Genomic DNA, 25296 nt, shown 5'->3' with positions numbered 1-25296 from the left:
AGATGATTAAGGTACTTATCGTTGACGATTCGGCACTGGTGCGAAAGGTTTTGACGGAAGAGCTGGGTAAACAACCCGACATTGAGGTTGTGGGAACGGCAATCGATCCCTATGTGGCCCGCGATAAAATCGTGCAGCTTAAACCCGATGTGCTCACCCTCGACCTGGAAATGCCCCGCATGGACGGACTTTCCTTTTTAGCAAAATTAATGAAGCACTACCCGATGCCGGTCGTTGTGGTGAGTTCCCTAACGCCTAAAAACAGCGAAAATGCGTTGAATGCTCTGCGTCTGGGAGCTGTAGATGTAATTTGTAAACCGGGATCAGCATATAGTACGCAAAATATATCGCGCAGTATTGTGAAGGCCGTACGTGCGGCATCTGTAGCTAAGTTTGATCGCCATTCAGTAGTGAATGAATCCAACACTGTGGAAACGGTACGTAAGGTGAACCCTAAACTGGTTCATACGACCGATAAAATGATTGCTATAGGATCGTCCACCGGCGGAACCAAAGCACTGGAAGTGGTGCTTCCTCAAATGCCGGCAAATACACCCGGGATTGTGATTGTACAGCATATGCCGCCGGTTTTTACCAAAAGTTTTGCAGATCGGCTGGACACTATCTGTGCAATGAAAGTGAAAGAAGCAGAAGACAACGACCTGGTTGAGCCGGGTACGGTTCTGCTGGCCCCCGGGAATTATCATATGCTCGTGGTAAAAAGCGGCGCAAAATATTACGTGAAAATAAAACAGGGACCGCCCGTTCACCACCACAGACCAAGTGTGGATGTATTGTTTAACTCGGTAGCCGAAGCTGCAGGCGTGAATGCCAGCGGAGTTCTGCTGACCGGAATGGGGGCAGACGGAGCAAAAGGTTTGCTTGCCATGAAAGAGAAAGGAGCACATACCATAGCACAGGATGAAGCATCAAGTGTCGTGTACGGCATGCCGAAAGAGGCGGCTAAATTAGGGGCTGCTTCAGAAATTATTCCGCTGCAAAGTATTTCAGACGCAATCATCAGGAGTATTAAATCCAAACCCTTCAGGCAGACAGCAGGGATTGCAGGTTAAACCTAGAAATCCATGGCAGAATTATTATTTCGTAAAGATCAAAGATGGCACTCAATATTCTGGTAGTTGATGACAGTTCAGTAATGCGCAAAATGATTATCCGTACAATTAAAATGTGCGGGTTGGAAATTGCCGATATTTTTGAAGCAGAAAACGGAAAGGATGGACTGGAGCAGCTTGATCAGAACTGGATTGATCTGCTGTTTATAGATGTAAATATGCCGGTAATGGATGGACTTCAGATGCTTGAAGCTGTCCGTTCAAAACCCGATACAAGGGATCTGCCCGTGCTTATTGTTTCAACGGAGAGCAACGAAAAGCGTATCAAAATTATCAATGAACGCCAGGCAGGTTTTGTACACAAGCCTTTCACACCAGAAACCCTGCGGGCAAAAATCATCGAGACTACCGGAATGGTCGTGGGTGAAAATATCGAACCCTGAATACTGAACGCTGAATTTCGAATGGATCCGTTCAATATTCGACGTTTGATGTTCGATATTCGACATTCAAGCGGTGTCTTCCTTCCTTCTGACCTGCGGGTAAAAATCAACGAGGCTACCGGCAGTGGCCGTGGTAAATATCGAATCCTGAATATTGAACGCCGAATTTCGAACAGGTGTCACTTCAAGATTCGTCGTTTGATGTTCGATATTCGACATTCCTTTGATTTTATGCGCCTAAGAAAAGATTAAAAATACAGTCTGCTGAGAATGCCTCAGAATTTTTAAAAAATACCTGCAATTTAAGGTTCTGATTTTTCTTGAGTTGCAGTTTGCCAATTCGTTTTGAAATAAAATAAACACCCGGTATGGGCTCTGAATACTTATCTCAGGCTTATATTCGCCGATAATTCAGTTTAACAGAGTTTTCTAAGTTGATTGAAGTGCATTAAAAAAAAGACATCGGTCAAAGAGAGAATAATGTAACAGGGTGCGTAAAAAAACACGCATCATATCGACATATGATAAAAAAGAAGAGCTTTAGGTTTTATCTGTTCAATTAATAAGTGCAACATTTGGAATGTTTCACTTATCACTTGAAATAAAAACAAAAACATACGAAGAAACTGCAGGAATGTAGAATTAGTAGTGAATTTTTGCCGTGGTGTTCTCTTGTGTAGAATGGTGAAGATTCGAAAAAAAACAGGGAGTGGTATATCAACTACAGCCGCTCAAAAACTGCACAAAACAAGAATAATAAGATACTATGACAAACTTAAATTTTCTCAATCGCGAAGGAATCGGGAACTCTAAAAAAGAGAAAACCATCGGGGCAAGGTTAACAGGTGCTTTTTCAGTAATGACAGCCATTACGATCATACTGGGCGGCATTGCGGTCTACGTAACATACAGCAGCAATCAGGCAATGGAAGAGGTTGGATTAGTGCGTTTGCCGAGTGTACAAAGCCTCAGTGAAATGAATTATGCGCTTCGCGCAATTGATGGACAGGAGAAAATGCTTCTGAGCCGCGAGGTAAGTGGTGATGACAGGAATAATGTGTATCGAACCATCGAATCGTACTGGAGTGAATTTGATGAGGCTCGTGCTATATTCGAGGAGCTTCCACAGACAGATCAGGCAGCAATTGAGTACAGAGAATTCCTGGAATCATTTCGTGACTGGCGACAGGAGCATGAACGCTATATCGGGATGTCCCGCGAGTTTGACCGTCTTCCAACAGAAGAGCAGAGAGATGTAGTACTCGCGAATATGACACAGCACCAGTTCCAGGTGAGTATTCCGGCTAATTACATCCTTTCAAATGAGCTTGAAGATCTCGTGGAGCTGAATGAAATTATTGGAACTGCCGAGGTAGAAAAGGCGGCAACAATGGGGGCGATTTTCAGAAATCTGAGTTTGGGTGGATTGGTTCTGGGTGCCGGCCTGGCTTTCCTGATGGGGTATAGAATTACCCGGTCGATCAATCGTTCGCTTGGCGAAATTATTTCCGGACTTGCAAGCGGATCGTCGCAGGTGGATTCCGCTTCTCGTCAGCTTTCTGAAGCGAGCCAGGAGATGGCCGAAGGCGCAAGCGAACAGGCAGCCGGACTGCAACAGACCACATCATCCCTGGAGGAGATGTCAGCCCAGACGAAGCAGAGTGCACAGAATGCCGCAACCGCTGAACGCTCTATGAAAGAGACGCAGCCAATGGTGGAAGAGGGTGTTAAGGCGATGCGGAGAATGGATGAAACCATGAAAGAGATCAAAGAGGCATCGATGGAAACATCAAAAATTATCAAAACTATTGATGATATTGCCTTTCAGACCAACCTTCTGGCGCTGAATGCTGCGGTGGAGGCAGCACGTGCAGGTGAAGCCGGGAAAGGGTTTGCTGTGGTAGCCGAAGAGGTGAGAAACCTGGCTTACAAAAGTGCGCAGGCGGCAAAAAATACATCCGAACTGATCGAGCGATCGCAGGATAGCAGCAACCGCGGGATTTCGGTAGCACAAGAGGTTTCAGAAAACCTCGAAAAAATTGCAAGCAGCGTTGGTGATGTAAATACGCTGGTCGTAGAGATTTCAGCTGCTGCTGGTGAGCAGGCGACCGGAATTCAGCAGATCAACACGGCAATGACGGAAATGGATAAAGTGGTGCAGAATAACGCATCAAATTCAGAGGAGTCGGCCAGTGCAGCGGAAGAGCTCTCTTCCCAGGCGTCGGAACTGCAGTATATGGTAGGCCGCCTTGTTGATCTTGTTGGCCGTCAGGGTGGTTCAGATGGGCAAGGCCCAAAGCTGATCAAGCCAAAAACATCAGTTCCAACACGGTTTGATGCCCGAAAGATTGAACTTTCAACCCGGACAGTCGGTCCGCGGAATGGAAACGGGCACTCATCTGGAAAACCAAAGCAGGCGGCAAGTCTCATTCCGTTTGATGAGGATGACGATTTTAGTGGATTTTGATAAGATTGATGAATACAAGTGTGCAGGATGGGAGTCGGATAAATTCCGATTCCTGTCAGCCTGCGCCATACTGCAGAAATATTAACATTGCGGTGAATGGTTTAAGGTTTAAATCGGACAGTCGATAAATCCGGTACATTCTGCGGCGGCTGAAAACTGCTGTGATTGAGGTGAATAGTTTGTATTAAGATTGAAAAACGAAATTGGAATAAAGGTCATGGAACAGACAATCGAAAAGGAATCAGTAGCGGAAGAGAAAGTCATTCGTGTTGAAGGCGGAAAGTTTCTCAGTTTTTTTCTCGGAAAAGAAGAATATGCTATTGAAATATTAAAAGTACAGGAAATTATCGGGCTGATGGCGATCACCCCGGTACCCCGAATGCCGGCATACATAAAGGGAGTGCTAAATCTGCGCGGAAAAATTGTTCCGGTTATGGATTTGAGAACTCGTTTCGGGTTGAATGAAATTGAGCATACCGAAGAGACGTGCATCATCGTGGTACAGGAAAACCAGTACCTGATGGGTGTGATTGTCGATAAAGTATCGGAAGTGGCGGACATTGACGGCGAACAGATTGAAGAAGTGCCAACTCTCGGTTCGGGCCGCCAAAGCGAATATCTGTCGGGTATCGGAAAAGTGAAAGAGTCGGTGAAAATGATTGTGGACGTAGAAAAAGTTCTCTTTGATGTACCGGATGAGGTACTGGAGAATAACGGATCTGCGGCTCCGGCCGGCCCAGTTGCATAACATTTTTAAAACATCGATGAATGCATCGTTTAGTCGGGGAACAACAAGTATTAAGTCTCACCTGTACGGGTGAAACAGTTAAAAGCTTCGGATGGTCATCCGGAGCTTTTTTTTTGAAATTAATAAAAAAGAAGGCTTTATCTGTAAGCAGAGGCGGGCGTGTAGGTGTTTTTACGGATTTTTTATAATGGAATTTCAGTACCGGTTTTTTTTGTCGATAACGAAATAACAAATGGCCCGGAGTATCTGCGTAAATACCCATAAAATTGTATCGGGCAGCATATTCTTTTTGAAGAGATGCACATAATTGAAAATAATAATTCTACGATATGGACTTTTTAAAGGAATTCTTTAATTCGGAAGCACAATCATCAGGTGCCGCGAATTCTAAATGGACCATTGGAAAACGGATCATGCTTTTGGGGCTTGGCGGGGCTGCAATCACCTTAGTAATTGGTTTAATTGCTGTTGTATCTCTGTTTATGATCGATCGAAATGCGGATGCGCTGGTTGAAGTACATCTTCCGGAACTTAATATAGCTACAAGTTTAGATACCGAAATTCGTGAAATCGGAATTCATATCCTCAATTATTCTCAAACTTTTGATACGCAGCACTGGGATGTTGCATCTGAACGGTTTTCAAATGTTGACACGGAAATCGCACGTGCGCAACAGCTATTAGAGAATCACCATTTGCCTGAACTCGAACGACGGATTAATGATATTGAAACGTCGAGCAACGAGTACAGAACTTCCGCAACAGAATTTTATGATGCCAGCCGTGAGCTTGTGAATTATCGCAATCAGTCGGATGAGTCGAGCGTGGATTTTCAGGAGAGTATGCAGGAATACCTGGCTTCAACGAATGTGAATTCTGGTCAGGTTATGGACCTGGCAAACGGAGTAGCCGGTGCGATGTCTGCACTATGGCGTGCTGAGGCATTAAATGATGTTCAGGCTCTTCAGGGTATTCAGGCCATTTATAATCAATACAGAGATGATCTCGGTGATTTGTATGATGGGACCACAAACCCGGAATTACAGATGTATCTCGGAATTGCCCTTGCATCACTGAATGACAATGTGAACAATGTCCGTCAAATGATTGCTGCCAGGAATCGGGTGAATGAACAGGAAGCCATTCGCGCACGTGCGTACGAGGAAATTTTAGGGCATACGTCCACACTTGCACAGATTGCCCGTGATGAATCGATTGCGCAAGGTGAACAAACACAGACAGCCGTTACCAGCTTTATTTTCATATTAAGTATTGGTGTGTTGATTGCCGTAGCAGGTGCAATCATTTTCGGCCTTACCATGAGCCGCTCCATCAACAGTGTAATGAATGATATCATCGACAGGTTATCAGCTGGAGCGGAGCAGGTAAACGCATCATCGAATCAACTTTCCGGTTCAAGCCAGGAGCTTGCCGAAAGTGCCAGCGAGCAGGCGGCAAGTCTGCAGCAGACAACCTCATCACTTGAGGAGATCGCTTCTCAAACCAAACAGACGGCTGAAAATGCCAGTGAAGCCGATCGTGCGATGAAGGAGACCAGTCCGCGAGTAGCAAGTGGTGTAGAAGCGATGGAGCGTATGAACCGGGCGATGCAGGAGATTAAAGAGTCTTCACTTGAAACATCAAAAATCATCAAAACCATTGATGATATCGCCTTTCAAACCAATCTTCTTGCTCTTAACGCAGCGGTTGAAGCGGCTCGTGCAGGTGAAGCCGGAAAAGGGTTTGCTGTGGTGGCCGAAGAGGTACGGAACCTGGCTCAGCGAAGTGCTGAGGCTGCCCAAAACACATCTGATCTAATCGAAAGTTCACAGGCTACATCAGACCGCGGCACGAATGTGGCGGCTGAAGTATCTGAAAACCTGAAGAAAATTGAAGAGAGTGTAACCAGTGTGGGCACACTTGTGGATGAAATTGCTGCGGCTGCAAATGAACAGCGTACCGGAATTACGGAGATGAGCACGGTTATGCACGAGATGGATAAAACCGTGCAGGGCAACGCATCAAACTCCGAAGAGACCGCAAGTTCTGCGGAAGAGTTGTCCTCACAGGCGATGGAGCTAACCAATGTTGTGGCGAGTCTGAAAGCCCTGGTTGGCGGAAGTAATGGAAATAGAAATAACAGATCCATCCTGAAAAAACCTTCGGTAAAGAACATTCCATTTAAAATGTCACCTCAAAATGGCGGAAATAACTCCGCAAAAAGAAGATTTGGCAACGGGAATGGCTCTGGAAAAATAAATGACCGAAATGGTAACGGACCTCATCGAAGCGGACCCGAAAACGGAAATGGGAAACCAGGTAAAAAACCAACAGAAGCACATCAGCTGATTCCACTTGATGATGATGACTTCAGCGGTTTTTAAAAACCTGAGTTCTATTAAAAAAAATGTCAAAAACAGTCTAAAAAGGGCGTTCGTTAAGTTAATTCGTCAACAATTATGTCATGCCGGACTCCGATCCGGCATCTCCTGCCTTGTTAAGGACGGGAGATCACGTCCCGAACGCTTTCGGGACGCGAGATGACGCCCTTTTTGGACTGTTTTTGTTGATATGCGATAAATTTAAGAATCGAACTCAGGTTAAAACGTTACGGCTGAAACGTTTACAAAAATTAGAAAAAAACGTTGGAAATTAAGTAGCAGGATAAGACACCGATAAGCAACATGTGAGTTGCGCTTTCGGGGAATAGTCGATGCGCTTGACATCAGAGTAGTTCAAACAAAAAAATAAGGATGAGTAATTATGGATGGTAAAAATACAATCTCAAACGACATGAAACGATTCATTAAAATTGCCTTTACGGCAGTTCTGATCATTGCTTTCGGACTGAATACAGTAAATGCCGGTGCAGTAGAAAATGATGTGAATGATGAAGTGTATACCGTTGTGGATGAAATGCCTGAAATTATCGGCGGAAACCAGGCACTTTACAGTAAAATTACATATCCGCGAGCAGCAGTTCGAAGTGGTGTGGAAGGGCGTGTTTTTATCCAGTTTATTGTGGATAAAGAAGGAAATGTGCAGGAGCCGAAAGTGCTCAGAGATATTGGTGCGGGATGCGGTGACGCCGCTGTTGAAGCCGTGAAAGATGTGAAGTTTAAACCAGGTCGATTGAACGGTGAAGTCGTAAATGTTCAGTTTTCAATGCCTGTAACTTTCAGGCTCGAAAACAACTGATTTTAATCTAAAGATAATATACCCCTCAAGACGCTGTACTTTAATCGGTCAGCGTCTTTTTTTTTGTTTTAACGATGACGTCGACAGGGATTTTGGGTCATTAAAGTCATGCCGTGCTCCGACACGGCATCTCCCATTCTTGCTCGATTTAAAGATCTCGTCAATGGCTTACCTTTCCTCATGGCACACATGGGAGATCGCGGATCAAGCCCGCGATGACATTGCAAAATTTACGGGCGGGAATATTGATAAATCGCCTGGCGATCGCGCCCCGTGATATAGAAACTCTCCAGAGCAGGGTGAACGCTCAGTCCGCGCGGATCGTCCGTCTGTCCGCCAACGTAAAATGTATCCAGAAAACGGGCGGTTCGGAGTTCGTACGGTTCCTCGAGGCGGTACCGAAGTACTTCTTTACGCACGGTATCGAGCAGCAGCATGATCCGGCCGCCGGAAACCATTTCCAGCCCGCGAACCTCTTTTTCCTGGTCGCTGATGTCGAGCGTATAGCTCCACTCCATTGTTGTGATATCCCAGGGTGTGGATAGGTGAACCTCGTGAACCGACTGTGCGTCTCTGTCATCTATAAACAGGCGGGTTCCATCCGGATTGAAATCGAAATCGTGGCCACGCTGCACAAATTCGGACAAATCAACAAAATAGGACTGTTCTGTTGATGTGAGTTCCCAAGGTTCGGAAAGCGTATATCCCCACATTTCCGTGCGATTAAATACCCACATTAATTCTCCATCTTCGTGGATAAACAAGCCGTGCGCAACCGAGTTTTGTGAAGTCGAGCCGAATTCATTTGATAAATCAAATTCACTGCTGAATGTGGCCGTGCTGAGTTCCCACGGTTCCGTAAGCGTATAACTTGCTACATTTTCGGTATATCTGCCGGTCACATAGATCTGTGATCCGTCAGACCTCCAGGTAGTTGCCCTGGCATTTTCAGTTTCAGTTGAGATATCGAGTGAGTTGCCGCTGTAGGTAAATTCATCAAACGTAAACAAGTTCCGGTCCGTAGCACATCCAGCCGCTGCAAGAAATATCAACAGCAGAAGCAGAGGTCTGATTGCTACAGTCTTCGAATGATGGTGTACATAATTATTGAACGGATCCATAATGCAGGCTGATCTTACATTTAGAGTTATGATCTTAGTTAAGATGCCGAAGATACTGCGCCTGTATTAAGAGAAGGTTATGGAACGGAATGAGTTGGCAAAAAATCTTAAACAGGCAAAACACCGGTATTTTCCAGCCGCAGTTTTACCGCCAATTTTTTGGCAACAGGCTATAGGCATTGCAGCCCGCCCGGAGCGACAAGAGAAGAAGAATTGGAATAATGGCACTGTTTAATTGCTGGGTCCAGAACCACCATCCTGCTAATATCAAAAGACAGACTGCGGCATAGAGCGTAAAATAGATCGACATAACACCATTTTTCGTAGTGCGTTTGATCAAAAAAGGCAGGATTAGCAGATGAAACGGCCAGGCCCAGAAGAGGTTCAGATTGCGAACCGTTTCAGTATGGAGTGAAAAAAACCAAAGAAATACGATAAGTAATCCGATCAGACCGATAGTTCCAAAAAGCGGCAGATCCAGCCAGAGGTTTACATATCTGTTTTTCCGGATTTGAAAAAATGTAACGATTGCACCGGCAATAAACAGAATCCAGGTGAATATCAGCGCAATGGGGCGGCCCGGATTTTGTTCATAATCATCGAGCTGCAGCGGCTGAGTGGTAGTGGCGACAAGCGGCTGCATCTCTCCATCAACCAAAACGGTTGCGTTATCAAATTCCATCATCAAAAAATCGGGTAAAAACATATGCTGACGCGATGTGGCACGGATGTCAATGGTGCTTCCGAGCAGCAGGTCGATTCCGAGGCCGTTAAAAGAATCCGGATCAGCATAGAGATGGATCAGTTCACGGAATGTTCGCTCTTCTCCTTCTGTGTAGTGAAACCTCAGATCATCACCGAGCACATCTTCGAGGGCATCCTGTATGCGGGTGGAGCAGTTATCATACAGGAAATCGTACTGGTAGTATCTGTTTTCTTCCTGGATATTGACAATTAAAAATTCGTGCAGATCCTGTTTCTGCTGCTGGGTAAGATTTAAAACCTGTTCATACATCGGGCGCTGCCTTTCGCGATAATGACGAACGGTGAGCGGGAAGGGTGCTTCTGATAAAAAATATTCGAGGTCCCCATAAATAAATTTCAGCAGAAAATAGTCATCAAAATGGAATGTGCCGTAGTTGTAGGATATATCGATATTGTTGGCCGGATCGTTCACACGAACAGCACTGTGGCCGAACAGTTCCTCGGGTGTTTCGCCTGGAAGGATCGTAATGAGCGAAATTTCTGCCTGATCGGAAAGCTGCGCAGCCTGTCCGTTTGCAACCAGCGGCAGTGAGAGAAGAATAAGGGTGATGAACAGTCGCAGTTTCATATCTGAGTTAGGTGAATAGATCGGTTTTAAGATAGGCCAAATCATTCATCAATTCTACACTTTGCATCATTGAAATTGCCGTGTCAATGGTTCAGACAGCTTACCCGGCGGAACCTGATGAAATGAATTCTAATTGAAGCAGTTTTATTGTTACTTTTAAGCGCAGCAAAAACGAAAAATCCGCTGAATTATTCTTTCATGAGCCAAAAAACACTTGGTACCCTGCCCGATCCTCCGCGGCATCTGAGTGATGACGCCCGCCGAATCTGGCTGGAGGTGGGAATCAAACTGCTCAGAGACGACTCACTTACCGAAGCAAGTCTGCAAAAACTTGAGGATCTCTGCTATTGGGAGGACCAGCGGCTTGGCATCATGGAAAAGTTACGTGGGGATCAGGCTGCGGGCATAGCAAAATCCGGGCGTTCCATCCATCTGAAAAACCTGAAAGCGGTAAAACAGGAGATGGATTCCATTCGATTGCAGCTTGGCATGGAAGCGAAAGAGACTAAACTCCCGGAAGATACCCCTTCGCTGCCGGATGAAGCGTACGAATCTCTGCCATCACTGGTGAGATCCTGTTGCGACCGGCTTGGCGAGGCGGAGAGAAAAGATATGTTCTTGCTGGCGATGCTGCCGTTTATAGCTGCACATTTGCCCAAAACACTCGCGGAACATGCAGACGGATATTACACGCTCTCCGTGAACTGTTTTTTGATGGACGGTTCGGGGTTTGCAAAACGGGCATCGGTAAAGGTGAAGGCCTTGTCGTATGGTGTTTTGAATCTGGCTGATAAAAACAGTGAAAGGGCTCTGTTTACGATTGAAGATGAACTGAATCGGTCGGAAGACGGAAGGCGGTCGCAGAATGAAACCCGAACACTTCTGCAGACAGATATGAACACTCTTCTGCAGAATGATTCCGTTTTCAGGGAGGCTGGACCGCTGAATGATCTGTTTGAGCAAATATTTCAAGCAGTGCCGGTGGTTCAGCCGGGTCAGGGAAATTTATCTTCTTTAATCATTGCAGAGCCGAAAGAGTACACCGGCCTGGCGTTGAAATCCGGACCCGGGCTGTTTTCTTCGTTTTTGCTTTACGGAAATCATCAGTCTGAGGGTTGGCAAAGCAACCGGCCCGACTCATCCACCCGCGCGTTGAGCAAAGATATCGCACGGCTTTCCGGGGAGCTTTTTGAGATCAAAAGCCGGCTAAAAGAGAGGGACGAACCTCTTACAGTAGAACTCTCGGATAACCAGTGGCAGATGATTGATGATACATTTGCTGAAAAAATGGAGATTATTGAGGAGCTGGGTCTTTCAGGAGAGTTGCAGGTTATCAATCAAAAAGCAGCGATTTATACGCTGAAACTGGCCGCCATCTTTGCGGTTCTCCGGGTTTATGAATATGACCCGGTATCGGTGGATGGGGAGTACCTGACGCCTTCTGATGATGATGTGATTGCTGCACTCTGGATTGCCGATACCTGTCTGAAGCACGCGATTCGTCTGTACGAAATTATCCCCGGAAAGGAAGATGTTGATGCGCGCGGCGATCGCTACCTGAAATATCACAACGTGCTGCCAGCAACCTTTGAAACTGCCGAGGCACTCGAACTGGCCGAAAAAATGGGAATTCCGGAGCGGACCGCCAAACGGTATCTGAACGGTCTGCTCGAAGAGAAGAAAGTAGCGAGAGTCAGGCGCGGACTCTATGAAAAAATTTCCTGAGGCCGGGAATTTTGTTTTACGCCGCTACAACCTTTTGAGCATTTTTCTCATTCCGCAAATCGGCTAAATCTTCATTGGTATTGTGGCACCGGTTAATTTTATGGGACAAATCATTCAGCTTGCCTCTGTATCCGGCAAACTGATCGCTGGTGCTTTCGTGTTTACGAATAACATCTCCCAGTTTTTCAAGACGAATTTCAGCGGCATCCACCTCTTTGATGAGTTCTTCAAATGTGTTCGAAAACGACTTAGCCTGGTCATTCATACGTGCGATTTCCACTTTTCCCTTGATATGTACAAATCGCAGAACCAGCAGAAAGCGTTCAATACTCCGGACACCGGTTTTCAGTTTTTTCATGAAATCGGGCAGTTTTCCAATTCCTGAAGCCACAGTTTTAATTTTTGGTATAAAGGCGTGATAAAGAAGATCAAGAGCTTTTTCGTTTGAAATCAACTGATTTGCAGATGAGTTTGCAGATTCTTCGATTTCAGTTAAGAAAAATTTTGTCATCTCGGTCTGAAGTTTCGATGAGATGATGTCAAAATTGAGTTCGCCAATTAATTCACTGAGCTGAAAAATAGTTTGTTGCATTTCAATCAGCTGTTTTTCGCCGCTGGTTGATTGTTCACCCATTTTTTCCGCAACGACGGAGAGCGAGCGATCCTGGGAGTCGAGTTTTGCGGAACTGATCTGTGCATTTTTTGAAAGAAGAAGCACGGATCTTGATAGATTCAGAATATACTGCGAGTGACTGTCGATATTTTCATGCAGCTGTTTAAGATCTCCCAGGGTCATGACCAGTTCCCGAAGAATCGATTCGAGTTCAAGTAGTTCATCCGGTAAATATTCTTTCTGAGCCTGGTTTAAACCGGGATTATTGCCAATTATACCTTCACGATGCGTCATTTCACTTTGCAGCGCGTTCCACATGAATTCGTCGTAATCAGCAAAACCGAGCTCCTGAAGTGAGCGGAGCATCTGCTCGTGTGATGAGAGCATGGCCGACTTTTTATCGGTTAATGTCTCCTGCTGTTTTTCATGCTCGAGTATGGTTTTATAGAGCTTTTTTATCTCTGCGAAGAGCTTACTGCCGGGTTTCAGCCGGATGGAGAGATATCCGCCATCACACGGAAATGCGAGCGCCATCACCCAGTAATACGATCCGTCCTTCGCCATGTTCTTAACATAGGCGGCAACCGGGCGATTTTCTTTCAGATGGTTCCAGAATTCGTAAAAAACAGAACGGGGCATATCCGGATGGCGGATCAGCTTGTGTAACTGCCCTACAATCTCTTCTTGATTGTATTTACTGATCCGCACAAAAATGTCATTGGTGTACGTAATCTTTGATTTGGCATCCGTGATTGAAAAAAAGAGTTCATCGAACTCAAAATTACTTTCTTTTGATATGGCTTTGGCCCGGGGCAGATCTTTGATTTTCAGATCTTCTGTATCCATTACATCCTGCATTCTTTTCAATCTATTTGTGATAATTTTAGACAGAGTTCTGAAAACATCGCTACGTAGTGATTCTGCATCACATATTCACATCAACTGCATCACACATTCACATCAATCAGCGCAACTCTGGAGCAGACAAATACTCCCTGTGATTGCATATTGAAAAATGTTTTCTCGAAAGCCTGTAAGGCGTTATTATCGGTTGATTTACGATAATGATAAGTTTTTCACCCTGATTGTTTCATATTCTTACAATCAAAATTCGGGGAATACAGTACTGAAAAACGGGGTCAAATTTGGAGGTACTTTATAATTAGAATAGAACTGTGAAAACCGGGGTATTGGAAGGGAGCATTAAAAAAAAAGTTATAAGCAGCACAGCGTGACTATTCAAGAAAATCTGAGTTCATCTTCGAACTCAGATTTAACATCAGGATGATATTTCCTGTGGCTTACAAATCAGTGAGAAGGAAATACCGAGAACAGGGCTGTTTTCGGTAAGAACGATAGTGGCTCCCCGTCTGCCAGCAATTAACTGGGCCAGGCTCAGGCCGATGCCCAGGTTGTTTGCTTTTGTGGTTACAAACGGGAAATAGAGATTATCCACCACTTCATCTGGTATGGGAGTGCCAAAATTTGTGACTGTGATTTTTCGCCCGGAGTGAATGTCTATTTTCACCGGCTTATTTATTCCGCTTTGGTGTTCGGCACTGTTATTCAGCAGTAATGTAACAATCTGTTTGAGCTCGGCACTGTTAAATTCAAATTGCTGGTTCGTGTGTGTTTCAATTTTTACACGGTTCCGCAGCTCCACCGGGTACTCGATCAGCATTTGGCGGATTACGGTTTCAGCGTCGGAAGCCGTTGCATTGGGCTCATCCTCCAGGTAAGCTTCAGCGTGATGAAGGAGTTCAAGTTCATCCATAATTTCAAAGAGATAATCGAGGCCTTCGCCAACTTTTGCGAGCTTTCGTTTATCATTGTCGTGTTTTACATCCTGGATCATCTCGAGATATCCCTGCATGCCTGTCATGGGCGAACGCAGTCTGTGGAGCAGAACAGCGATCATTTTACGGATTGTAAAGAGCGTGTTATCATCCGGAATGGATGATGATGGGGCTAAATCCAATTTATTATACGTTTTGTGATTCAATTTTATTCTGCGAGAGTGTGGAACCAGCCACTGATTATTAAAATAGGCAATTTCGTCATTGGGCTGGTCTGATAAAGTTTCAAAATGAACCACCTGATCCAGCTTTTTCCCAACGAGATCAACATCACCGCAGGCTGATATTGCAGTATCATTTGCCGCAACGATAGTTTGATCATCCGGATTGAGCAGGAAAACAGGATCTGCTGATCCGGATATTAGGGTTCTCAGGGAGTTCATCGAACGGGTTTCCAATTTGAGTTTACCTGTTGTGCTTGTATTCATCTCCATTAACATGCCAATCTAATCTAAAGGTTCACAATGGTTGATAAAACTCCCGCGGAATAAATCATTTGATGTCCCTGGGTGGCTTTTACGAGTTATCAGCAGCGGGAAGGTTGGGTTAAGAGATATTTCAGATCTGGAAATATTTGCCATATACGCGGTCATTTCTGCTGTCTGAATATTATCAGCCAGCCCGATTGTACAGGTTTCAGCGCCAAATTGGGAGATTGTCGGTTGGCACGCGGTTTGCAAACAAACTGGCGAACCAATGCTTCTATTCCAGAAACATTGAAATGTTCCATTAAATCCGGTTGGTGATGTAAATCATGCCGGATCATCATCTACAGACTATCGTATTGCAATGAAATTAATTGACAGCAACCACACTCAGCTGCTCGCACGTGCCATGGATACCTACACGCTTCGGCAGCGCGTGACGGCGGGAAATATCGCAAATGCCGATACACCGGGCTTTAATAAGCACCGCGTTGATTTTGAGGAAGAACTGCAGCGTGTTCAAAACAGCTCCGGCGCACGCGGCATGAAAGAGGTTACGCCCAGTATCGTCGAGACCGATCAGCCGATTGAACTGGAAGATGAGCTTCTTGAAATGGCAGACACACAGGTTCGGGTAAATCTTGTCACCCGGTCACTCCGCCACCATTTTGAGATGCTTAAGAACGGCATCACAGGCATTAACCGATAATTCAGAAACAGACTATGCTACCTGACAGAATTTTTTCAACATTTCAAACGGCAGGAAAAGGTCTTGCCGTGCAGCGGGAAAAAATTGCCACGGCTTCCAGAAATATTGCCAACGCCGGGGTATCTGCTCCGAAAGGATCAGATCAAATATACCGTCCGCAAACGGTCCAGTCCCGCCCGGTTCCCCAGGATAATTTCAAAAACCTGCTTCTCGACAGCATTTCCACGCTTAAGCGAACCGATTCTAAACATTTCAGCCAGGCAGGACCGATTCAGTCCGCTCAGAAAACCGCCGGGCTTGGTCCCGAATTTGAGGTTACCGAGCAGGATTCATTCCGGTATGAGTTTGATCCAAATCATCCTGATGCAGATGAGAACGGTATGGTACGCTACCCTGATGTGGACTTGGTTCGCGAGATGACTCAGCTTGTGAGTGCAAACAGGCTGTATGAAGCTAACCTGAGTGCAGTAGAAGCTGAGAAAGAGATCATTAAACGTTCACTCGAAATATAAAATAATGATAACGGAACCTATTTTTAATCAGCAGCAGGATCTGTCGATCCGAAACAACGGAATTCGAAAAGTTGCTGCTGCTTCAACGCCGCCATCTCTGACAGTGGAAGAATCCTCCATGATTAAGAAAAATTTTGCCTCTTCCACACCGGTCAGGCTTTATGATCTGCAGGGGAGCGTAAGCGAGCACAGCTTTGCAGATCGTGGCATGAATGTTGATACAAGAGCGTAAAGAATAATAAACTACTACGGATACCTCAGACTATGGACTCATTTGATATACAGGGAATACGACCGTTCCGAGAGATCGAGATCTCCCCGGAGAGAGGCAGCAGTGTGCGGCCTCAGCAAGGCGGTGAATCTTTTTCGGATATGCTGATCCGCGCCGTTGGCAGCGTGGATGAAACCATGAAAGAATCCGATCAGAACGTTCAGGATTTTGTAGCCGGTAAAACCGATAACGTGCACGATGTGATGATTTCCATGCAGCGTGCCCAACTCAGTTTTCAGATGATGGTTGAAGTTCGCAATAAGGCGATCGAAGCTTATCATGAAATCAGCCGGATGCAAATTTAAGGTTCTTCTAAATGAACAAGTTTACAGATAGTTTCCAGCAATTTTTTGGCCCCCTGAATCCGGCACAGCGCACCCTTTTTGTAGGGATGGTTGTGGCTATTTTTGTGTTTCTCGGTGCTCTTTTTTACTGGGCGTTAAAACCCGATTACGCTCTTCTTTTTGGTTCTCTTCAGCCCGAAGCCGCCCAGGAAGTTGTGGCTCAGCTGGAAGAACAAGGCGTTAATTACCGGGTGGAAAACGACGGAAGATCCATTTATGTGCCGAATGCCCAGGTTCACGAAATGAGGATGAAACTGGCAACGGTCAGCTCCTCCCGGTCAGATGTTCAGGGATATGAACTTTTTGATGCCAACTCCCTGGGGATGACCGACTTCATGCAGCAGGTGAATAAAAAACGTGCTCTTGAAGGCGAACTGGCTCGATCAATTAACAGCCTCGACCAGGTTGAGTTTTCCCGCGTCCATCTTGTGCTGCCGGAGCGAACACCCTTTCAGCAGTCATCCGTGAGCGCAAGCGCGTCGGTAATCATTACACTCAAACAAGGGCAAAAACTTTCAGGTGACCAGGTGACTGGTATTACTTCACTGATAGCAGGAAGTGTGGAGATGCTCGACAGCGAATCAGTAACCATATTAGACCAGGCTGGAAACCGGCTCACGGAAAATGCCGATAACCAGGGGGACTTTGCATCCGGTAATTTGCAGATGCAGCTTCGGAAAACTACCGAAACGTACCTGACCGAGCGCGGTCAAAGCATGCTGGATCGTGTGCTTGGAAACGGAAACAGTATTCTGCGGGTATCGGCCGAGCACGATTTTGACCGGCTGGTACGCGAATCGGACCTGATCGACCCGGACAGCCGGTTGATTATTTCTGAAGACCGCCGAACCGAGGCCAATAACGAAGAGAACCTACAGCTTGTGCCGATCGACGAGTTTACCCCGGTCGCACAGAGAGGTGAATCGGTAGTCACATCCCAAAGGAATCAGGAAACCACGTCGCAGACACGAAATTATGAAGTAAACAAAACCCGCGAAATTTTTGAGAAAACACAGGGTGAAATCAAGCGGCTTTCTGCATCCGTTTTACTGAATTACAAAATGGGTACAGAGGTAAACGATGCCGGAGAGGAGGTGCTGGTAGCGCAGCCTTATGCACAGGAAGAAATTGAAGAGTTTCGCGAAGTTGTTCGTCTGGCACTGGGAATGTCACCCGCCCGGGGTGATGAACTTACTATCACACAAATACAATTTCACGATCCTACGGCAACAGACAACTACGGATACTTTACCGATCAGCCCACGCCATGGGGTGATATTTTCCGATGGGTACTGATCCTTGCAACCTTCCTGACAATTGTTGCGCTGATTATGAATATCAGGAAACGGATGGGCGAGGATGAAGATACGGGAGTTGCTGTAAGTCTTCCTGCTCCAAAAGAGAAGACGGATATTGAACAACTGGATCTTACAGATGAGGAGAAGCTGAGCCTCGAAGGAATGAGTGACGTTGAGATCGAAGACTTTGTGGATAAGAAACTCACAGCAAAATCACGGAAACAGCTTGAACAGAAAGCCTATGTGATGGAAGAAATCAAAGATTTTGTTGAACTGAAACCTGCTGAAGCAGCACATGTAATCCGCGCAATGATGACTTTGGAGGATGAAGCGTAATTATGGCTATAAAAACGAAAAAGAAATCGGACCTGGTTGACGATGTTAGTAAGCTAACGGGAGCACAAAAAGCTGCTGTGTTTATCATAACGGTAGGTTCAAAAACGGCCTCCGAGATGATGAAATCTCTTAAATCCAATGAGGTAGAAGAGATTATGCTGGAAGTGGCAAAAATACAGAACGTAAAAACGGATGTTGTAGACGATATTCTTCGGCAGTTTTACCAGATGATGGAGGCCAAGCAGTACATTCTCGAGGGTGGCTATGATTATGCAACAGAACTTCTTGGTGAGCTCGGCGGAAATGCGAATTCCGAAAAAATGCTGCGGAAACTGAAAGCACAATCCGGAACCACTGTATTTGATGAATTTCAGGATACAAAAATTACGCAGATTGCGAACTTTATCCAGAATGAGCATCCACAGGTTGCGGCACTGATTTTTTCGCAGCTTCAAATGGATAAAGCAGCCGAAATTCTTACCCACCTCGAACCGGAGATGCAGGGAGAGATTATGTTTCGCCTGGCATCGATGGACAAAATTTCCTCAGAGGTGATCGAAGAGATCGAAGAGGTAATCAAAGAGCATATGGGAGGAATGGATTCGATGGGCGATCGCGTAAAAAGTGGTACGGCTACCGTTGCTCATATTCTTAATGAAGCTGAAATTTCGGTTGAACGCGCCGTTCTCGACAGTATTACCGCACGAGATAATAAGATGGCAGATGAGATTAAAGAGCAAATGTTCCTTTTCGAAGATATCATTCACTTCGACGACAGAACTGTTCAGCTCATCATCAACGAAATGGAAAAAGCGGATCTTGTTATGGGTCTGAAAGGTGTGGAAGAGCAACTTGCCGAAAAGTTTCTCAGAAACATGTCGAACCGGGCAGCAGATATGCTCAAAGAAGATATGGAAGCCCTTGGTCCTGTGCCGCTTAAAGATGTGAAGGAGGCCCAGTCTAGCATTATTAAGAAGATCAAGGCCCTTGAAGAGAGCGGACAGATCAGTACACGTAAGATGGAAGAAGAAGAGATTGTTGAGTAATCCATTATGAGCCGCAGAATTATTAACAACAACAATATCAGCTGGGACCAAAAAGATCAGGCTACACTCAGCTACAAAATGCTTTTTGATGAGCGCACGCCGGAAGAGATTTCCGGGAGTGAGGAGCAGCCTGATATTGAAGAGTTATTAGCTGAAAATAACCGCCAGTGGGAAGAGAGGCTCCGGCGCGCGCGAAAGGATGTTTACGAAGCAGCCCTGCAGGAAGGATTGGAACAAGGCTACAAACAGGCTGCCGAAGAGATTGATTTTAAGGTTCAGCGGTTAGACTCGACCCTGAAAGAAGCACACGGTGAATGGCAGGAGAGGCAGAAACTTCTCGATCCGGGTGTCATCGACCTCGCCTTCGAACTTGCGGAGTCGATTCTCGAAATTCCGGTCGAAAATCCGGAGATCAGAAACAGCATGGAAGCTGAACTCGGGCCGATTTTGCAAAGAATAGAGGAAACGACTAAACCGGTACTGTGGATTTCAGAATCAGACCGCGAGTATATCAACCGGCTAAAGGAGGAGTATGCACCCGGAACAACTATTTATATCCGAACGGATAAATCGTTCAATCCAGGGGAATACAAGCTGGAAAGTAATCGCGAAACGGTGGTTCACACCTTTAAAACTATGCTGGCTGACCTGAAAAAATCACTCACACTCCCCACATGGAAGCCATAGCTGCCAAAGATATTACGAAACATTTCAATCACATCAGGAAACACCTGCGGTCGAATCGTGTACGCTCAAAACGCTTTGGTAAGGTATCTTCCGTGATTGGAACCATTATCGAATGTACCGGGCTGGAAGCCTGTGTGGGAGAGATCTACGGAATACACACGATTACCGGAAAAATTGTTGAAGCCGAAGTGGTAGGCCTGAAAGATGAACGAACACTTTTGATGCCGTACGACCGGGTAGAGGGAATGAAATCGGGCTGCCTGGTAGAGAGTTTTGGTCAGGCACTTACCATTCCGGTAGGTGATGATATGCTGGGCCGCGTGCTCGATGCCAACGCCATGCCGATTGACAAAAATGGCCCAGTAATGCGAAGTGGCCACCAGGACGTGCACGGTGATCCCCCGGCACCGCTCGATCGAAACCGTATTGAAGATATTATGTTTACCGGCGTTCGGGCTCTTGATGCACTGAATACAATTGGATCTGGTCAGCGTGTGGGGCTTTTCGCCGGTTCGGGTGTGGGAAAAAGTGTTCTCCTGGGAATGATTGCCAAACATTCGGAAGCGGATGTGAACGTGATCGCTCTTATCGGGGAGCGGGGCCGGGAGGTGCAGGAATTTATTGAAGACACTCTTGGCGAAGAAGGGCTGAAACGATCGGTTGTAGTTGCTGTTACATCAGACATGGCTGCGATGAGCCGGATCAAAGGAGCGTTTACGGCTACCGCAATTGCAGAATATTTCCGCGACCAGGGAAAAAATGTCCTTTTGATGATGGATTCTGTTACCCGTGTTGCGATGGCCCAGCGGGAAATTGGCCTGGCATCCGGCGAACCGCCAACCACAAAAGGATATACCCCCAGCGTGTTTGCGATCCTCCCGAAACTGCTGGAACGGGCAGGGAAAACAGGGGAAGGAAGCATCACCGGAATCTATACAGTTCTTGTGGATAACGACGATATGAATGAGCCGATAGCCGATGCCGTGCGTTCTATTTTGGATGGGCATATCGTGCTTTCCAGGCGTTTGGCCCATAAAAATCACTATCCCGCCATCGATATACTGGAAAGTATTTCCCGGGTGATGCCGAATATTGTATCGGATGAGCAGCGCGCGGTGGCTATGAAAGCCCGTGAACTTCTGGCTACCTATCGCGAAGCGGAAGATTTGGTGAACATCGGGGCATATGTGAAAGGTTCTAATCAAAAAATTGACGAAGCGATCAAAAAACATCCCAATTTGGAATCATTTTTGATACAGGATATGAACGAAGCTGACTTCAGGGATGATCTCTGGGGTGCGCTGAAAAAAATCGTTAGTTAAATCGGCAGATTACATGGCTTTTAAATTTTCGCTGGAATCGGTATTGAAGGTTCGCAAGCATCAGGAAAAAGTTCAGAAGCAGAAACTGGCTGAAGAACTGATGAAGAAGAAAAAAATTGATGATGTGAAGGTTGAGGTGCAAAACAAGCTGAACCACTACCTGGAAACCGATTCCGTACAGACAGCCGCAAATATTCAAACAATTAAACGCCACGGAAGGCATGTTCTCCAAACCCATGAACTGATCCGCAAACTGGGATCTGAATCACAGGAGGCAGATAAGTCAGTTTCTGAAGTTCGGAATTCACTGGCAGATGCTCATAAAGAGTGCCATATACTGGAGAAGCTTAAAGAGGTGGAACAGCAGATGTTTTCAAAGAAAATTCAGCGCAGTGAGCAGAAAACGATGGACGAAATCGCTACACAATCATTTAGCAGATAGTTAACGAAATGGATAAGTCAGTACTACTAAAAATTATCGGTATTCTGATCGCCTCATTCCTGGTGATAACTCTCGTTACGTTTTTTCTATTTCCGTACCTGAACGAGCAGAAGTATGAACAGATTCAGACCGAGCGCCTGCAGAGTTCAGTGGATGAGCAGGTATTTACCGATGTTGATCTGATGCCGGAAAGCAACATCAGTGGCACGGGTCGGTTTGCCTATCTTCAACAGGAATTGCTGCGACAAAAACAGGAGAACCGGAACTGGGAAAACAGGGTTGATTCGGTATTAGCGGTACAAAATTCGGTTGAGCAGGAACGGGATTCTCTTTTTACAGAACTGGAAAATTTAAAAGAGCAAATAGAGCAGGGCGGCGGATTGATTGCCGGTAACCGGCAGGATGCAGATTCAGGCAATGATGTCGAAATGGTGGCAGCTGCTGATGAACCGACAGAAGAGTTTTCAGAGCGGGTAAAAAGTTTGCTCAACCTCGATGAAGAAGAATTGAAGCCGATCGCCAACCAGATGACTCAAGACGAATTGGTGCGGATATACAGGCACTCTGGAAATATTCAGCGCGAAAAATTACTTCGGTCACTAAACCCCGAACGTGCAGCGAAACTGATGCGGGAGATTATGCTATGATAAATAATCAGCTACTATCCGCAGGAAACAGTAAAACCTCCGATCTTCTGACAGGACAGGCAGGTGGTGAAAAACAGAAAAGCGAAGAGAAAGCAGAAGGCGGACTGTTCAAATTTCTGATGGGAAGCATTCAGCTCGCAGATAAGGATGGCGGGCAGGATGAAAATACCGGTAAAAATTTTGCCTCAGGCCGGATACTTGGGGGGAATTTGATCACCGGCAAAAATGAATCCGATGATGCATCTCTTAAGGATATCCTGACCGGACTGGAAAAAAATTCTAATGATGAGCTTTCAACCATTTCCGAATTACTGGAAAATGCGATGAAAAGCTCCGTTTCAGAAGAAGAATTGAATGAAAACGGTTCAAAGTTAAAAAGTGAAGAAAATGCCGATCATTCCACGGATGTAAAGACCGGGGATGAGAAATCTGATGTAAAAGCAGAAAGTGATCAAAACAAGAAGATTCCCCTGGCAGAGGATACTCCATTTTACCGCGGGGATTCCGAGAAAGTAGAGAATTTGAAAGAACCTGATGCAAATGAGGTTTTGAAGGAATCTGATGCAAATGGTGAAGAATCTGATACAAAAGGTTCTGCTGAAGAAAATTCCCTCAGTTTAGATACCGATAACAGTGAAAATCAATCTGATGAAATCACTGATGGAGAATTTGAAGAGGGCGGCATTGAATTTGTTTCCGAATCAGATGAAACCGAAGAAACAGGTGATGATTCGCAAGCGGCGACAGATGATGAGCCACAGGCTGCAGCGGGTGACGACCCACAGGTAAAGATAAGCCCGGAAATGGCATCCGATGCCGGAGTGGAGAAAAAAGAGACTTATGAAACTAATCATGTAGCATCCGGTGAAACGTCTGGTAATGAGAACGGTAATGTGGCAGCATCACAGGGTGATGCTGAGCGTGTCGTTGCAGGGAATGTAAAACGGGAAGCAGAAGCTCCAGCGGAAAACAGGAGAGCTGAACAAACAGTCCGGGCTGAACGCGACAGCGGGCTTGTGAATCAGCTTCGCGGAGGAATTTTAGGCGGAGCTTTTTCTGAAACCCAGCCAAATAACGACAGCAAAAAAATAGATCTTGATACAGACGAAAATGAGCTGATTCAGAAAATGTTTGCCGACCTGGCAAATGGAAATATCGATCAGCAGGCGGCTGAAGTAAGAAGTATTAAAGCGAATCAGCTGCGCGAAATAAGAAATCAAAATTACAGGGCCGCTTTTGCGGGCAGACCTGAAGCTGCATTGAATTCCGGCGCTCAAACAGCAGCGGGAAGCGGTGTGATGGCAGGTTCTGATCCGGGTAAATTGAACATGGTTTCCGTTACCGGAATGGTGCCGGAGAGTAGTCAGGTATCGGCAGAGTTGCCGGATGAAGATGCTGTTGCCATGTGGAAAGAGCATATCGCAGAATATTTTGAATCGAAAGAGAAAAGTTCAGCAGATCAGGCAGCGGCATTTTCTCGGCTGAACCTGGAAACGGTTACCAATATATCCGTTCGCCGAAATTTTGCAACGAGCCTGGGTCAGTCCATTCTGAAGGCAACCGGAGATGGAAAGAAAGCTGCTGAAGCGTGGCAAAAACACACATTTACACTCGAGAATGGCAAAAATATCCAGCTTTCAGCACGGGAAGTTGATGGTGTGCTTCAGATAAAACTAAGCTCCTCAAGTTCAGAGCTTCAGAAACTGCTGATGGATCACCAGGACGAAATCCGTAAACATCTCGAAGATGAGGTGAATATCACCATCGACCTGCAGCTGGATACGCAGAGTGATGGACAGATGACCGGACTTTTTGGCGGCAGCGATGGAAATGAGCAGCAAGGAAGTCAGATTTTTGATTACGAAAATGGAAAAACAGAAGAACAGCAGGTAGACGAAGTGGTGCCGAAAGCCGTTCGGAAATTCGGCTATAACCAGATGGAATGGTCAGCTTAAACAGATAACAGGTAGAATTATGGATATCAACAATATCAACAGCTTCACATCAATGGCAAATAACGAGCGGACCTCCAAGAACAAGAATGATCTTGGTCAGCAGGAGTTCCTTCAGTTGTTGGTGGCTCAAATGAGAAATCAGGATCCCATCAACCCGCTGGACGGTGCAGAGTTTGCCTCGCAGCTCGCCCAGTTTAACTCTGTGGAGCAGCTGATTAATGTGAATAATGGACTGGCACATCTTCAGGAGAGCCAGGAGCTGATGAGTTCCAGCTTGACGAACTCAATGGCTGCATCTCTTACAGGCAAAAATGTGAAGGCGCTGAGCAATGAGGTGCATCTTGCATCTGGCGAGAGCGCCAATATCAATTATAAACTGAACAACTCAGCATCTGAAGTTGAGGTGATTATCCGGGGTGCAAACGGCAGCGAAGTTCGTCGTGAAGTGCTCCAGGGCATCCCTTCAGGTGATAGCAGCTGGGAATGGGACGGTCGAAACAATGCCGGCGACCGAATGGGCGATGGCAATTACACCGTTGAGGTGAGAGCTTCAAATGAAGGTTCAAGAGTCGATTCTATGGTCTATACCGAAGGAATTGTAGATAAAGTCCGCTATTCGGGAAGCGGCGTATTTCTGTCACTCAACAACATCCAGGTTCCGATTGGGGATGTGGAAGAAGTGGGTTCAGGAATTTCTAAATAAATCAATAAGAACATAAACAAAA

At 45.8% G+C, this 25296-nt stretch carries 23 protein-coding genes; 19 read left to right on the top strand and 4 right to left on the bottom strand.

Annotated elements, in window-relative coordinates; all coding sequences use genetic code 11:
* The first annotated feature begins 2 nt into the window (after window positions 1-2).
* From DYD21_RS01765 to DYD21_RS01735, 6 genes are all read left to right on the top strand, one after another.
* Complete coding sequence (locus DYD21_RS01765; RefSeq protein ID WP_116031332.1) at window positions 3-1073, top strand: chemotaxis response regulator protein-glutamate methylesterase; 1071 nt, start codon at window positions 3-5, stop codon at window positions 1071-1073.
* A gap of 44 nt (window positions 1074-1117) precedes the next feature.
* On the top strand, window positions 1118-1516 hold the full coding sequence (locus DYD21_RS01760; protein WP_116031329.1) for a response regulator: 399 nt from the start codon (window positions 1118-1120) through the stop codon (window positions 1514-1516).
* A 766-nt stretch (window positions 1517-2282) separates the two neighbouring features.
* Window positions 2283-3983 carry a methyl-accepting chemotaxis protein gene (locus DYD21_RS01755; protein WP_199535443.1) on the top strand — a complete coding sequence of 567 codons (1701 nt, stop codon included), beginning with the start codon at window positions 2283-2285 and terminating at the stop codon, window positions 3981-3983.
* A 217-nt stretch (window positions 3984-4200) separates the two neighbouring features.
* On the top strand, window positions 4201-4731 hold the full coding sequence (locus tag DYD21_RS01750; RefSeq protein WP_116031325.1) for a chemotaxis protein CheW: 531 nt from the start codon (window positions 4201-4203) through the stop codon (window positions 4729-4731).
* Window positions 4732-5060: 329 nt separating this feature from the next.
* Entirely contained in the window at window positions 5061-7115 is a 2055-nt protein-coding gene (locus tag DYD21_RS01745; RefSeq protein ID WP_116031321.1) for a methyl-accepting chemotaxis protein, read from the top strand.
* A gap of 409 nt (window positions 7116-7524) precedes the next feature.
* The gene (locus DYD21_RS01735) at window positions 7525-7929 is read left to right on the top strand and encodes an energy transducer TonB (RefSeq protein ID WP_158551378.1); all 405 of its coding nucleotides are present in this window, start codon (window positions 7525-7527) and stop codon (window positions 7927-7929) included.
* Between the two features lie 230 nt (window positions 7930-8159).
* On the opposite strand, the gene DYD21_RS01730 is transcribed toward DYD21_RS01735, so the two are convergent.
* Both DYD21_RS01730 and DYD21_RS01725 read right to left on the bottom strand, forming a co-directional pair.
* Window positions 8160-9050: a hypothetical protein gene (locus DYD21_RS01730; protein WP_116031307.1), complete on the bottom strand. Its 891-nt coding sequence runs from the start codon at window positions 9048-9050 to the stop codon at window positions 8160-8162.
* A gap of 145 nt (window positions 9051-9195) precedes the next feature.
* The gene (locus DYD21_RS01725; RefSeq protein ID WP_158551377.1) at window positions 9196-10383 is read right to left on the bottom strand and encodes a DUF4105 domain-containing protein; all 1188 of its coding nucleotides are present in this window, start codon (window positions 10381-10383) and stop codon (window positions 9196-9198) included.
* Between the two features lie 198 nt (window positions 10384-10581).
* Here DYD21_RS01725 and DYD21_RS01720 point away from each other — a divergent pair, with 198 nt between their 5' ends.
* Window positions 10582-12108, top strand: coding sequence for a DUF3987 domain-containing protein (locus tag DYD21_RS01720; protein WP_147303465.1), 1527 nt, complete (start codon window positions 10582-10584; stop codon window positions 12106-12108).
* 16 nt (window positions 12109-12124) lie between these two features.
* On the opposite strand, the gene DYD21_RS01715 is transcribed toward DYD21_RS01720, so the two are convergent.
* Window positions 12125-13579, bottom strand: coding sequence for a PAS domain-containing protein (locus tag DYD21_RS01715; RefSeq protein WP_116031296.1), 1455 nt, complete (start codon window positions 13577-13579; stop codon window positions 12125-12127).
* 421 nt (window positions 13580-14000) lie between these two features.
* Window positions 14001-14960, bottom strand: coding sequence for a HAMP domain-containing sensor histidine kinase (locus DYD21_RS01710; protein WP_158551376.1), 960 nt, complete (start codon window positions 14958-14960; stop codon window positions 14001-14003).
* 406 nt (window positions 14961-15366) lie between these two features.
* Between DYD21_RS01710 and DYD21_RS01700 the strand changes: the two genes are divergently transcribed.
* The 12 genes from DYD21_RS01700 to DYD21_RS01645 are packed head-to-tail and all read left to right on the top strand — an operon-like array spanning window position 15367 to window position 25274.
* Window positions 15367-15711 (top strand): flagellar basal body protein, encoded by a 345-nt coding sequence (locus DYD21_RS01700; RefSeq protein WP_116031289.1) that lies wholly within the window; start codon window positions 15367-15369, stop codon window positions 15709-15711.
* A gap of 14 nt (window positions 15712-15725) precedes the next feature.
* A complete protein-coding gene (locus DYD21_RS01695; protein WP_116031286.1) occupies window positions 15726-16223 on the top strand; it encodes a flagellar basal body rod protein FlgC in 498 nt (165 codons plus the stop codon).
* Window positions 16224-16227: 4 nt separating this feature from the next.
* The gene (locus DYD21_RS01690; protein ID WP_116031284.1) at window positions 16228-16455 is read left to right on the top strand and encodes a hypothetical protein; all 228 of its coding nucleotides are present in this window, start codon (window positions 16228-16230) and stop codon (window positions 16453-16455) included.
* 32 nt (window positions 16456-16487) lie between these two features.
* Complete coding sequence (fliE, locus tag DYD21_RS01685; RefSeq protein WP_116031281.1) at window positions 16488-16799, top strand: flagellar hook-basal body complex protein FliE; 312 nt, start codon at window positions 16488-16490, stop codon at window positions 16797-16799.
* Window positions 16800-16810: 11 nt separating this feature from the next.
* Entirely contained in the window at window positions 16811-18472 is a 1662-nt protein-coding gene (gene fliF, locus DYD21_RS01680; RefSeq protein WP_116031279.1) for a flagellar basal-body MS-ring/collar protein FliF, read from the top strand.
* A 2-nt stretch (window positions 18473-18474) separates the two neighbouring features.
* Complete coding sequence (gene fliG / locus DYD21_RS01675; protein ID WP_116031276.1) at window positions 18475-19518, top strand: flagellar motor switch protein FliG; 1044 nt, start codon at window positions 18475-18477, stop codon at window positions 19516-19518.
* A gap of 6 nt (window positions 19519-19524) precedes the next feature.
* On the top strand, window positions 19525-20205 hold the full coding sequence (locus DYD21_RS01670) for a hypothetical protein (RefSeq protein WP_116031273.1): 681 nt from the start codon (window positions 19525-19527) through the stop codon (window positions 20203-20205).
* Window positions 20193-21527 carry a FliI/YscN family ATPase gene (locus DYD21_RS01665; RefSeq protein ID WP_116031271.1) on the top strand — a complete coding sequence of 445 codons (1335 nt, stop codon included), beginning with the start codon at window positions 20193-20195 and terminating at the stop codon, window positions 21525-21527. The genes DYD21_RS01670 and DYD21_RS01665 overlap by 13 nt, the downstream gene beginning before the upstream one ends.
* 13 nt (window positions 21528-21540) lie before the next feature.
* A complete protein-coding gene (fliJ, locus tag DYD21_RS01660) occupies window positions 21541-21969 on the top strand; it encodes a flagellar export protein FliJ (RefSeq protein ID WP_116031268.1) in 429 nt (142 codons plus the stop codon).
* Window positions 21970-21977: 8 nt separating this feature from the next.
* A complete protein-coding gene (locus DYD21_RS01655; RefSeq protein ID WP_116031266.1) occupies window positions 21978-22616 on the top strand; it encodes a hypothetical protein in 639 nt (212 codons plus the stop codon).
* A complete protein-coding gene (locus DYD21_RS01650) occupies window positions 22613-24571 on the top strand; it encodes a hypothetical protein (protein WP_116031263.1) in 1959 nt (652 codons plus the stop codon). Before DYD21_RS01655 ends, DYD21_RS01650 begins: the two co-directional genes overlap by 4 nt.
* Window positions 24572-24590: 19 nt before the next feature.
* Complete coding sequence (locus DYD21_RS01645; RefSeq protein WP_116031261.1) at window positions 24591-25274, top strand: flagellar hook assembly protein FlgD; 684 nt, start codon at window positions 24591-24593, stop codon at window positions 25272-25274.
* The last annotated feature ends 22 nt before the right edge of the window (window positions 25275-25296 follow it).

Origin of the sequence: Rhodohalobacter sp. SW132 (genome assembly GCF_003390325.1) — a bacterium.
Classification (GTDB): domain Bacteria; phylum Bacteroidota; class Rhodothermia; order Balneolales; family Balneolaceae; genus SW132.
This window is presented reverse-complemented; position numbering and strand designations above follow the sequence as displayed.

Bases quoted from the DNA above. Each gene is read 5' to 3' on its own strand.
- DYD21_RS01765 (WP_116031332.1), top strand. From the start codon at position 3: ATGATTAAGGTACTTATCGTTGACGATTCGGCACTGGTGCGAAAGGTT.
- DYD21_RS01760 (WP_116031329.1), top strand. From the start codon at position 1,118: ATGGCACTCAATATTCTGGTAGTTGATGACAGTTCAGTAATGCGCAAA.
- DYD21_RS01755 (WP_199535443.1), top strand. From the start codon at position 2,283: ATGACAAACTTAAATTTTCTCAATCGCGAAGGAATCGGGAACTCTAAA.
- DYD21_RS01750 (WP_116031325.1), top strand. From the start codon at position 4,201: ATGGAACAGACAATCGAAAAGGAATCAGTAGCGGAAGAGAAAGTCATT.
- DYD21_RS01745 (WP_116031321.1), top strand. From the start codon at position 5,061: ATGGACTTTTTAAAGGAATTCTTTAATTCGGAAGCACAATCATCAGGT.
- DYD21_RS01735 (WP_158551378.1), top strand. From the start codon at position 7,525: ATGAAACGATTCATTAAAATTGCCTTTACGGCAGTTCTGATCATTGCT.
- DYD21_RS01730 (WP_116031307.1), bottom strand. From the start codon at position 9,050: ATGGATCCGTTCAATAATTATGTACACCATCATTCGAAGACTGTAGCA.
- DYD21_RS01725 (WP_158551377.1), bottom strand. From the start codon at position 10,383: ATGAAACTGCGACTGTTCATCACCCTTATTCTTCTCTCACTGCCGCTG.
- DYD21_RS01720 (WP_147303465.1), top strand. From the start codon at position 10,582: ATGAGCCAAAAAACACTTGGTACCCTGCCCGATCCTCCGCGGCATCTG.
- DYD21_RS01715 (WP_116031296.1), bottom strand. From the start codon at position 13,579: ATGCAGGATGTAATGGATACAGAAGATCTGAAAATCAAAGATCTGCCC.
- DYD21_RS01710 (WP_158551376.1), bottom strand. From the start codon at position 14,960: ATGAACTCCCTGAGAACCCTAATATCCGGATCAGCAGATCCTGTTTTC.
- DYD21_RS01700 (WP_116031289.1), top strand. From the start codon at position 15,367: ATGAAATTAATTGACAGCAACCACACTCAGCTGCTCGCACGTGCCATG.
- DYD21_RS01695 (WP_116031286.1), top strand. From the start codon at position 15,726: ATGCTACCTGACAGAATTTTTTCAACATTTCAAACGGCAGGAAAAGGT.
- DYD21_RS01690 (WP_116031284.1), top strand. From the start codon at position 16,228: ATGATAACGGAACCTATTTTTAATCAGCAGCAGGATCTGTCGATCCGA.
- fliE (WP_116031281.1), top strand. From the start codon at position 16,488: ATGGACTCATTTGATATACAGGGAATACGACCGTTCCGAGAGATCGAG.
- fliF (WP_116031279.1), top strand. From the start codon at position 16,811: ATGAACAAGTTTACAGATAGTTTCCAGCAATTTTTTGGCCCCCTGAAT.
- fliG (WP_116031276.1), top strand. From the start codon at position 18,475: ATGGCTATAAAAACGAAAAAGAAATCGGACCTGGTTGACGATGTTAGT.
- DYD21_RS01670 (WP_116031273.1), top strand. From the start codon at position 19,525: ATGAGCCGCAGAATTATTAACAACAACAATATCAGCTGGGACCAAAAA.
- DYD21_RS01665 (WP_116031271.1), top strand. From the start codon at position 20,193: ATGGAAGCCATAGCTGCCAAAGATATTACGAAACATTTCAATCACATC.
- fliJ (WP_116031268.1), top strand. From the start codon at position 21,541: ATGGCTTTTAAATTTTCGCTGGAATCGGTATTGAAGGTTCGCAAGCAT.
- DYD21_RS01655 (WP_116031266.1), top strand. From the start codon at position 21,978: ATGGATAAGTCAGTACTACTAAAAATTATCGGTATTCTGATCGCCTCA.
- DYD21_RS01650 (WP_116031263.1), top strand. From the start codon at position 22,613: ATGATAAATAATCAGCTACTATCCGCAGGAAACAGTAAAACCTCCGAT.
- DYD21_RS01645 (WP_116031261.1), top strand. From the start codon at position 24,591: ATGGATATCAACAATATCAACAGCTTCACATCAATGGCAAATAACGAG.